Source organism: Enterobacter sp. Ag1, from assembly GCA_000277545.1.
GTDB lineage: Bacteria > Pseudomonadota > Gammaproteobacteria > Enterobacterales > Enterobacteriaceae > Cedecea.
The window spans coordinates 1-9886 of sequence record AKXM01000050.1 but is presented as its reverse complement, the minus strand read 5'-3'; the positions used below and the strand labels follow the sequence as shown (position 1 = coordinate 9886).

The following is a 9886-nucleotide window of genomic DNA, read 5'->3' as shown; positions in this document are numbered from 1 at the left end:
TGCCCCGCCACTGGGAGTGGCTGGCCACGCAGCCGGGCGGCGCTTCTGCAACCTTACGTCGACTGATCGAACAGGCCAGAAAAGCCAGCGAACCGGCGGACAACAAGCGCCGCAGGCACGAAAGTGCCTACCAGTTTATGCACGAGGTGGCAGGCGATCTGCCGGAGTATGAAACTTGCCTGCGCGCGCTGTTTGCCGATGACGAAGCGGCCTTCAACGCCGCGATGGAAGGCTGGCCGCAGGATATTCGCCGCTATGCGGCAACGTTAGCTTTTGGCAAGCAGGAGTCCAAAAAATGACTGAGACACTAAACAAAAAAGATCTGAAGCAGAGCTATAAAGACAGCCCGACCACGGCGGGCATCTATTTGATAGCCAATACGCAAACCGGCCATAAGCTGCTCGCCAGCGCCGCAAACGCTCAGGGCGTGTTAAACCGCCATCTGTTTGAACTGAAGTTCGGGCAGCACCGCAATAAGGCGCTGCAGCTGGCCTGGAACCAGTATGGTGAGTCCGCTTTCGAGTTCACCGTGCTTGAAAAGGTCAAGCCGGATGAGCAAAACGTTAAAGCCGCGCTGGAAAATCTGCTGGAAGCCTGGCAGAAAAAACTGAGGATCGCCCATGAACACAGCGACTAACCTGCCGGTCTCCCTCTACTTCGACGGCTTCGGTGATAAAAAGCACCCGGCAATAGTCCTGCTGCCGGGGCTGGGAAGCCAGAGCATCAGCTGGTCGCAGCGTTTTTGCCAGCGGCTGGCCGACGCTGGTTTCTATGTTTTACGGGCCGATAATCGTGACTGCGGGCTGTCCCCCTCCTTGAACCACGCGGGCGTGCCCGACCTGCAGGCGCTCTCCCAGGGCCAAAGGATCCCCATCGCCTATACACTCCGGGACATGGCGGCGGACGTTGCCCTCACGCTGAACAACGCCGGTATTCCGGCGGCGCACATTGTTGGGCGCTCTATGGGCGGCATGATTGCCCAGCTGTTTGCCGCGCAATATCCGCAAAAAACGCTGTCTCTGTGCGCTATCATGTCCAGCACAGGCAATCCTCAGCTTCCGCCTCCGGCCCCGGATGTGATGGCAATGCTAATGGGGCCTAAGCCCGATCCGCATTCGCACCAAAGCGCCTGGCTTGAGCAGCAACTCGCGTTCTTCAGGCGCATTGCCTCAACGCACCTCCCGTTTGACGAGGAGTACTACACGGTGCTGCTAAAAACCTCGCTGGCGCGCGCCAGTTCTGTGCCAGGCATGCTGCGTCAGATTGCAGCGATGGCGGCCACAGGCGATCTTCGTCAGGAGATAAAACAGATCGTAGCCCCCACGCTGGTGCTTCACGGCACTCACGATCCCCTCTTCCCCGTAGAAGCAGGGCAGGACATTGCCGAGACGATCCCCGCCGCAAAATTGCAGCTCATTGCAGGCATGGGGCATGAAATTCCTCCTGCGCTGGAAGAAGACGTGGCCTCTCTGCTTCTCGCTCATTTTGCCGCTGGAAAATAACAGGAATAATTATGGTCACGTCCTCAAACACGACTCCTTACCTGCAGCCCACCCCGCAGGCCGCGCGACATTTTGTGATGAAACAAATTTACGGGGAGGTTTATATGCTCAACCTCCTGCGTTTTAGGGCAATGGCGGATTACTCAGCCACCCCGGAATTAATGCCGCTTAGCCCGATTAGCGGCGCGGAAGCTTTTCAGCGCTATATACAGCACACGCTGCCGTTTTTACGCCAAAGCGGCGGGGACATTATTTTCTTTGGCGCCGCAGACAGCTGGCTGATTGGCCCGCAGGATGAACGCTGGGACTGCGCCATGCTCGTGCGGCAGAGCAGTGCCGAAGCTTTTCTGGCCTTCGCGAATAATGAAGCCTGTATGCAGGGAATTGGCCATCGCACGGCGGCGCTGGAAGACTCTCGCCTGTTACCGATGACGCAGCGTGATGCCCTAATGTGAATAAGGCCTGGAGATAGAATGGATATTCCCTGCCCGAACATCGTTAATTACAATTATTCACATAAATTATTTATCGCTAACAAATAAACGTTTTTTAAATTAAATTAAATAGCATTTCATGCGCTTGTAAATTTAATAAATTGCTAATTTGTTAGCATTATGAAATTAATTAGACTTCACCTGCCGACCAATAAATTTTATTTAGGGGTTAATTCTGATGTCAGAAATTATTTCAACACCCGTTACTTATCAAGTCGAGAATCAAACCTTTGAAAGCGTACTGGTCTACCAGGAAAACCAGAGCGCTGCGCGGCCCGGCGTCCTGATCGCACCTAACTGGATGGGCGTGAGCACTGGAGCGGTTGAACAGGCCAAAGGGATCGCCGCCCAGGGCTATGTCGTGCTAGTCGCCGATCTCTATGGCCAGGGCAAGCGCCCTACCAACGCCGATGAAGCCGGTGCCCTGATGATGGGCGTGAAGGACACCCCGGCGGAAGTAGGCCGTATGCAGGCCGCGCTGGACACGCTTGCCACGCAGAAAATTGCCGCCGTCGACGGCAGCAAACTGGCGGTAGCGGGCTTTTGCTTCGGCGGGCACTGCGCGCTGGAGCTCGCAAGAAGCGGCGCGGATATCAAAGCGGCTGTTTCCTTCCACGGCACGCTGAATACCCTAAAAACCCACGCCGCCGGAGAGATCAAAGCCTCTATTCTGGTGCTGGACGGTGCGGAAGATCCGCTGGTGCCGCGCGAGCAGCTGAGCGAGTTTGTCAGCGAAATGAACGCCGCATCGGTAGACTGGCAGCTGGTGAGCTACGCCGGTGCCGTGCACTCGTTTACCGACCCGGGCGCGAACGTTGAAGGCGTCGCGAAATACCACCCGGAAGTGGCAAAACGCGCTTTCACCCAGATGTACACGCTGCTGCAAAACGTTTTTAACTGATGATGATGGCCTCTGTTCGCAGGGGCCGCTTTTTTACCCTTTCTCAAATGGTTTACACCCGGGTGCACTTTCCCGGACAATAGCCTTTTAACTTCAGGCTAACAACGTCATGAACCATCCACATCAAGCGCTGTTGAGCGCGGGCGGCATTTTGCTGCTGGCCTTTCTGTCATGCCTGCTGCTCCCGGCCCCGGCGTTAACGCTGACGCTGGCACAAAAGCTGATAGACACTTTCCACCTGGTCGACCTTAGCCAGCTTTACGTGATCCTGTTCTGCATCTGGTTCCTCGCTTTGGGCACCATTGAATATTATCTGCTGCGCTTTATCTGGCGCCGGTGGTTCACAATCACCCGCATCTGACTCAACGCCTGCCTCGTGCCGTTTCCCTGATAAACGGCACCGCCTCTAACCACGCCGCTTTACTCCCCTTTTCTCTGCCCCAGGCACACGCCAGTGTTATCTCCGTCAAATAACCACTAATACCAAAGTGGTAATCACCTACCCAATGTTTATCGAATTGATTTCACGCAATATCTGAATGGCTATAGCTGCTATTTTCGCCCGTACTAAAAACGTCATAACAATGAGGTGACGATGAACGTCAGTCGCAGGAAGTTTTTCAAAATCTGCGCCGGCGGAATGGCAGGTACAACGGCAGCGGTGCTGGGCTTTGTCCCAAAAGCCGCGCTGGCGGAAACGCGCAACTACAAGCTGCTGCGTGCAAAAGAGACTCGCAATAGCTGTACTTACTGTTCTGTTGGCTGTGGTTTATTGATGTATAGCCTCGGGGATGGCTCGAAAAATGCCAAATCCAGCATTTTCCATATTGAAGGGGACCCGGATCATCCGGTCAACCGCGGCGCGCTGTGCCCGAAAGGCGCGGGGCTGCTGGACTACATTCACAGCGATAATCGCCTGCGTTACCCGGAATACCGTGCGCCTGGGTCAGACAAATGGCAGCGCATCAGCTGGGACGAGGCGTTCTCCCGTATTGCCCGCCTGATGAAAGACGACCGCGATGCCAACTTCATCGAGAAAAATGAACAGAACGTGACGGTTAACCGCTGGCTTTCTACCGGGATGCTGTGCGCCTCGGCGGCCAGCAACGAAACCGGCATGTTAACCCAGAAGTTTGCCCGCTCGCTGGGCATGCTGGCGGTAGATAACCAGGCGCGCGTCTGACACGGACCAACGGTAGCAAGTCTTGCTCCAACATTTGGTCGCGGTGCGATGACCAACCACTGGGTTGATATCAAAAACGCCAACGTGGTGATGGTGATGGGCGGTAACGCCGCTGAAGCCCACCCGGTCGGTTTCCGCTGGGCGATGGAAGCCAAAAACAACAACGACGCCACGCTGATCGTGGTCGATCCGCGCTTCACCCGCACGGCATCGGTGGCGGACATTTACGCGCCGATCCGCTCCGGCACCGACATTACCTTCCTGTCGGGCGTGATTCTGTACCTGATCTCCAATAACAAAATCAACGCCGAATACGTCAAACACTACACCAACGCGGCCCTGCTGGTGCGTGAGGACTTTAGCTTCGAAGATGGCCTGTTCAGCGGCTACGACGAAGAAAAGCGCCAGTACGATAAAACCACCTGGAATTATCAGTTCGACGAAAACGGCTTTGCGAAGCGAGATGACACGCTAACCGACCCGCGCTGCGTCTGGAACCTGCTCAAAGAGCACGTTTCCCGCTACACGCCGGACGTCGTCGAGCATATCTGCGGCACGCCGCAGGCAGATTTCCTCAAAGTCTGTGAAGTGCTGGCCTCCACCAGCGCAGTCGATCGCACAACTACGTTCCTGTACGCGCTGGGCTGGACTCAGCACACCGTGGGCGCGCAAAACATCCGCACCATGGCGATGATCCAGCTGCTGCTCGGCAATATGGGAATGGCGGGCGGCGGCGTCAACGCGCTGCGTGGCCACTCCAACATTCAGGGCCTGACCGACCTCGGCCTGCTGTCCACCAGCCTGCCGGGCTACCTCTCTTTACCGTCCGACAAGCAAACCACGCTCGACGGTTACCTGGCCGCCAACACGCCAAAAGCGACGCTGCCGGGCCAGGTGAACTACTGGGGGAATTATCCGAAGTTCTTCGTCAGCCTGATGAAAACCTTCTACGGCGACGACGCGCAGAAAGAGAACGGCTGGGGCTTTGACTGGCTGCCGAAGTGGGATCAGGCGTACGACGTGCTGAAGTACTTCGACATGATGGATCGCAACCTCGTCACCGGCTACCTGTGCCAGGGCTTTAACCCTGTCGCCTCATTCCCGGATAAAAACAAGGTTGTCGCCTGCCTGAGCAAGCTGAAGTACATGGTGGTTATCGACCCGCTGGTGACGGAAACCTCCAACTTCTGGCAAAACCACGGCGAGATGAACGACGTTGACCCGGCGAAAATCCAGACCGAAGTGTTCCGCCTGCCGTCCACCTGCTTTGCGGAAGAAGATGGCTCCATCGCCAACTCGGGCCGCTGGCTGCAGTGGCACTGGAAAGGCGCGGATGCGCCGGGTGAAGCGCTGAATGACGGGGAGATCCTTGCCGGACTTTACTACCGTCTGCGCCAGATGTACCAGGCAGAAGGCGGTAAAGGTATTGAGCCGCTGATGAAAATGCGCTGGCACTACGAACAGCCCGATCATCCCGAGTCCGAAGAAGTCGCTCAGGAGAGCAACGGCTACGCGCTGGAAGATCTGTTTGACGCCAACGGCAACCTGCTGGCGAAAAAAGGCCAACTGCTTGATTCCTTCGCGCTGCTGCGTGATGACGGCTCCACGGCTTCCGGCTGCTGGATTTACGCCGGAAGCTGGACCAGCAAAGGCAACCAGATGGCAAACCGCGACAACGCGGATCCGTCCGGGCTGGGTAATACGCTGGGCTGGGCATGGGCGTGGCCGATGAACCGCCGCGTGTTATACAACCGCGCCTCGGCAGATCTGCAGGGCAAGCCGTGGGACGCCAAACGTATGCTGATTGAGTGGAACGGCACGAAATGGGTCGGGAACGATATCCCGGACTTCAGCACTGCCGCCCCGGACAGCGGCGTCGGGCCGTTCATCATGCAGCAGGAAGGTTTGGGCCGTCTGTTTGCCCTCGACAAACTTGCCGAAGGGCCGTTCCCGGAGCACTACGAGCCGTTTGAAACGCCGCTGGGCACCAACCCGCTGCACCCGAAAGTGGTTTCCAACCCGGCGGCGCGCCTGTACGAAGCGGATGCTAAACGCATGGGTAACAGGCAGCAGTTCCCGTATGTCGGCACCACTTATCGCCTGACTGAGCACTTCCACACCTGGACCAAGCACGCGCGGTTGAACGCCATCGTGCAGCCGGAACAGTTCGTAGAAATAAGCGAAGGGCTGGCGAAAGCGAAAGGCATTGCGCACGGCGATCGGGTGAAAGTCAGCAGCAAACGCGGCTTTATTAAAGCCGTGGCCGTGGTGACGCCACGCCTGCAAACCCTGCAGGCGGGCGGCCAGGAAATCGAAACCATCGGGATCCCGTTGCACTGGGGCTTTGAAGGCGTGGCCCGCAAGGGCTATCTCGCCAACACCCTGACGCCGTCGGTGGGTGACGCCAACTCGCAAACGCCGGAGTACAAGGCGTTTCTGGTCAACATTGAGAAGGCGTAAGGGAGGAAACAATGTCCATGCAATCTCAGGATATTATCAAACGCTCGGCGACCAACAGCTTCACCCCGCCGCCGCAAGCACGTGACTTCAAGGAAGAAGTCACCAAGCTCATTGATGTCACAAGCTGTATCGGCTGCAAGGCCTGCCAGGTGGCCTGCTCGGAGTGGAACGATATCCGCGACGAAGTCGGCCACTGCGTGGGGGTATACGACAACCCTGCTGACCTGAGCGCCAAGTCCTGGACGCTGATGCGTTTTTCAGAAACCCGTGAAAACGGCAAGCTGGAATGGCTGATCCGCAAAGACGGCTGTATGCACTGCGAAGATCCGGGCTGCCTCAAGGCCTGCCCGTCCGCTGGGGCAATTATTCAGTACGCCAACGGCATCGTGGACTTCCAGTCCGAGCACTGCATCGGCTGCGGCTACTGCATCGCGGGCTGCCCGTTCAACATCCCTCGCCTGAACAAAGACGATAACCGCGTGTATAAATGCACCCTGTGCGTTGACCGCGTTAGCGTAGGCCAGGAACCTGCCTGCGTGAAAACCTGCCCGACAGGTGCGATTCGCTTTGGTATTCGCAAAGAGATGCTGGACATGGCAGAGCAGCGCGTTGAGAAGCTGAAAAAACGCGGCTTTGAACAGGCGGGCGTTTACAACCCGCAGGGCGTGGGCGGCACACACGTCGTTTACGTGCTGCACCACGCGGACCAGCCGGAGCTGTACCACAACCTGCCGAAAGAGCCGAAGATTGATACCCCAATCAACCTGTGGAAAGGCATTCTGAAGCCGCTCTCGGCTGCCGGGTTTGTTGCTACCTTCGCGGCCCTGATTTTCCACTATGTCGGGATCGGGCCGAACGAAGAGGTGGACGAAGATGAGGAGGACAAGCATGAGTAAGATGATCGTCAGAACCAAATTCATCGACCGTGCCTGCCACTGGACGGTAGTGATTTGCTTCTTCCTCGTGTCGCTGTCCGGCATTGCCCTGTTCTTCCCGACGCTGCAATGGCTGACGGAAACCTTCGGCACGCCGCAGATGGGGCGCATTCTTCACCCGTTCTTCGGCGTGGCTATCTTTGTGGCGCTGATGTTTATGTTCGTGCGCTTCGTGCATCACAACATTCCCGACAAGCAGGATCTCCCCTGGCTGAAGGGCATTGTTGAGGTGCTGAAAGGCAACGAGCATAAAGTGGCGGACGTGGGCAAGTACAACGCCGGGCAGAAGATGATGTTCTGGAGCATCATGAGCATGATCTTCGTGCTGCTGGTGACCGGGATTATTATCTGGCGGCCCTGGTTTGCGCACTACTTCCCAATGTGGATGATTCGCTACAGCCTGCTTATCCACGCCGCTTCAGCCATTATTTTGATCCACGCCATCCTGATCCATATGTACATGGCTTTTTGGGTGAAAGGATCGATTAAAGGCATGGTCATTGGCAAAGTCAGCCGCCGATGGGCGAAGAAGCACCACCCGCGCTGGTATCGCGCCATCGAGGCCGAAGAAGCCAAAAAAGAGAGCCGGGAAGGCATAAACTAACCGCTCGTTTCCCCTCTTCCCGCTCGGGGAGAGGGGTTATCCCGGCTCAGCACAAAAGAATTGTGTTGTTTTGTATCCACACCGCCCACGGCTAAATAACAAAACAAATCCCCTTCCCTCTGACACAGCCCACATACAAACCAGGCGTTAAATAAGCGCATCCGCCACCTTCAGGCGGCAACGTATTCAACGACCCGATATGTGAGGCTTATGATGAAACTGTTCCGCACCGTTATTCTCCCGCTCGTCCTGGCCGCTGCTGTAGCGCCTGCCTTTGCTGCCAAAGAAGTCCACAGCGCTCAGGGCCTGGTCAAAATTGGCACCGTCACAGAAAGCGATAGCACCACGCTGTCTCTCGACCAGCTCAATGAAAAACTGGCTGCAAAAGCTGAAAAAGCCGGGGCTAGCGCCTGGCGAGTGGTCTCCGCCGGCGGCAACAACAGCTACTTCGGCAGCGCCGATATTTACCGCTGATTTATTCCCACCCCCTAAAACAGGAAAAGAAGATGAAACCCACGCGTAAAACGCTGCTGGCGCTGGCTGCGGCTGGCCTGATGACCGGATTTGCCGCCCAGGCGGAAACTCAGCACACCATCGTGTTGGTGCACGGCGCCTTCGCCGACGCGACCGGCAGTTGGGAGCAGGTGATCCCGGTTCTGCAAACGCGCCATTACGAAATCATCACCGCGCAGATCCCATTAACCTCACTCGCAGACGACGTGGCGGCGACCAAACGCGCCATCGCCCGTGCCAAAGGCGACGTTATTCTGGTAGGTCATTCCTGGGGCGGGACGGTGATTACCGAGGCGGGTAACGATCCGAAAGTGAAAGGCCTGGTGTACATCAATGCCTTTGCACCATCGCCGGGTCAGTCCACGGCCGATCTGGCCAACAGCTTCCCGGCCCCGCCCGGCAGCGCAAAAATCATCAAGGGTGCGGACGGCTTTCTGAGCCTCGATCCGAAGGCCGTCGCCACCGATTTTGCCCAGGATGCGACGCCTGAAGCGCAGAACATTATTGGCATCACCCAGATGCCGATCGCCGCCGCAAGCTTTACCGAAAAAGTGACCACCGCTGCCTGGCAGCAGAAACCGAGCTGGTTCCTGGTCGGCAGCAATGACCGGATGATCAACCCGGATCTGGAGCGAGCGATGGCGAAGAAAATTCACGCCCACGTCACCGAGTTACCGGTCAGCCATGTGCCGATGCTGTACGACCCGAAAAATGTCGCCCGCACGATATTTAAAGCCGTGAATATTACGTCGGGAAATTAATGCGTCTTATTCAATGAGGAGGAAATAACGCTCTCAATAAATAGCCGATGATTGCCGTCCCTAAATTCATTTTAATTATCTGGAGAACACGATGAACCGTATTGCTATGTCCGCGATTGCCCTGTCTTTGGTTTCTTTCAGCGCGGCATCCTTTGCCGCTGAATTAACCGGGCCAAACCTTGAGCGCTGTTTTGGCATTGCCAAAGCCGCAGACAACGACTGTAAGGCCGGCGCCGGTACCACCTGCGCGGGAACCTCCAAAGTCGATTACCAGAAAAATGCCTACAAAATGGTGCCTGCGGGGACCTGCACCGCGATCCAGACGCCGAATGGCCACGGCTCGCTGACCGAAGGCTAATCAAAGGGCCACTCCCATGACGATGACACACTCTTTAGGCGCCGGATTAAGCCTTAAGCCCGAGCATTACGCCGACGCCTGGGCCAGTCCATCCTCTCTCTGGTTCGAGGTTCACAGTGAAAATTATCTCATGGCGGGTGGCCCGCGCAGAGAGTGGCTGGCGGCCATCCGCCAG

Annotated in this window: 13 protein-coding genes; all 13 read left to right on the top strand. The window is 56.8% G+C overall.

All coding sequences use genetic code 11. The features are described 5' to 3' along the window. A partial coding sequence (locus A936_RS18775) for a DUF2239 family protein (protein WP_008460552.1) occupies positions 1-299 on the top strand: 299 nt, incomplete at its 5' end. Further along, complete coding sequence (locus A936_RS18770; RefSeq protein ID WP_008460551.1) at positions 296-637, top strand: GIY-YIG nuclease family protein; 342 nt, start codon at positions 296-298, stop codon at positions 635-637. The genes A936_RS18775 and A936_RS18770, both read left to right, overlap by 4 nt. Further along, positions 621-1502: an alpha/beta fold hydrolase gene (locus tag A936_RS18765; RefSeq protein ID WP_008460549.1), complete on the top strand. Its 882-nt coding sequence runs from the start codon at positions 621-623 to the stop codon at positions 1500-1502. Before A936_RS18770 ends, A936_RS18765 begins: the two co-directional genes overlap by 17 nt. 104 nt (positions 1503-1606) lie before the next feature. Continuing rightward, on the top strand, positions 1607-1957 hold the full coding sequence (locus A936_RS18760; RefSeq protein WP_202801389.1) for a DUF1330 domain-containing protein: 351 nt from the start codon (positions 1607-1609) through the stop codon (positions 1955-1957). A 217-nt stretch (positions 1958-2174) separates the two neighbouring features. Continuing rightward, a complete protein-coding gene (locus tag A936_RS18755; protein ID WP_008460545.1) occupies positions 2175-2897 on the top strand; it encodes a dienelactone hydrolase family protein in 723 nt (240 codons plus the stop codon). A gap of 109 nt (positions 2898-3006) precedes the next feature. Continuing rightward, positions 3007-3258, top strand: a complete 252-nt coding sequence (locus tag A936_RS18750) for a DUF1158 family protein (protein ID WP_008460543.1) — start codon at positions 3007-3009, stop codon at positions 3256-3258. A gap of 234 nt (positions 3259-3492) precedes the next feature. After that, positions 3493-6540 carry a formate dehydrogenase-N subunit alpha gene (fdnG, locus tag A936_RS18740; protein ID WP_085938920.1) on the top strand — a complete coding sequence of 1016 codons (3048 nt, stop codon included), beginning with the start codon at positions 3493-3495 and terminating at the stop codon, positions 6538-6540. An 11-nt stretch (positions 6541-6551) separates the two neighbouring features. Beyond that, positions 6552-7436 (top strand): formate dehydrogenase subunit beta, encoded by an 885-nt coding sequence (gene fdxH, locus A936_RS18735; RefSeq protein WP_008460538.1) that lies wholly within the window; start codon positions 6552-6554, stop codon positions 7434-7436. Continuing rightward, a complete protein-coding gene (gene fdnI, locus A936_RS18730) occupies positions 7414-8079 on the top strand; it encodes a formate dehydrogenase-N subunit gamma (RefSeq protein WP_034809921.1) in 666 nt (221 codons plus the stop codon). Before fdxH ends, fdnI begins: the two co-directional genes overlap by 23 nt. A gap of 210 nt (positions 8080-8289) precedes the next feature. Then, entirely contained in the window at positions 8290-8553 is a 264-nt protein-coding gene (locus A936_RS18725) for a YdgH/BhsA/McbA family protein (protein WP_157141438.1), read from the top strand. 32 nt (positions 8554-8585) lie between these two features. Next, on the top strand, positions 8586-9353 hold the full coding sequence (locus tag A936_RS18720; protein WP_008460535.1) for an alpha/beta fold hydrolase: 768 nt from the start codon (positions 8586-8588) through the stop codon (positions 9351-9353). A gap of 91 nt (positions 9354-9444) precedes the next feature. Beyond that, a complete protein-coding gene (locus A936_RS18715) occupies positions 9445-9711 on the top strand; it encodes a BufA1 family periplasmic bufferin-type metallophore (protein ID WP_008460533.1) in 267 nt (88 codons plus the stop codon). 16 nt (positions 9712-9727) lie between these two features. Next, the coding region (locus A936_RS23005) for a multinuclear nonheme iron-dependent oxidase (RefSeq protein WP_157141437.1) at positions 9728-9886 on the top strand (159 nt) is incomplete at its 3' end.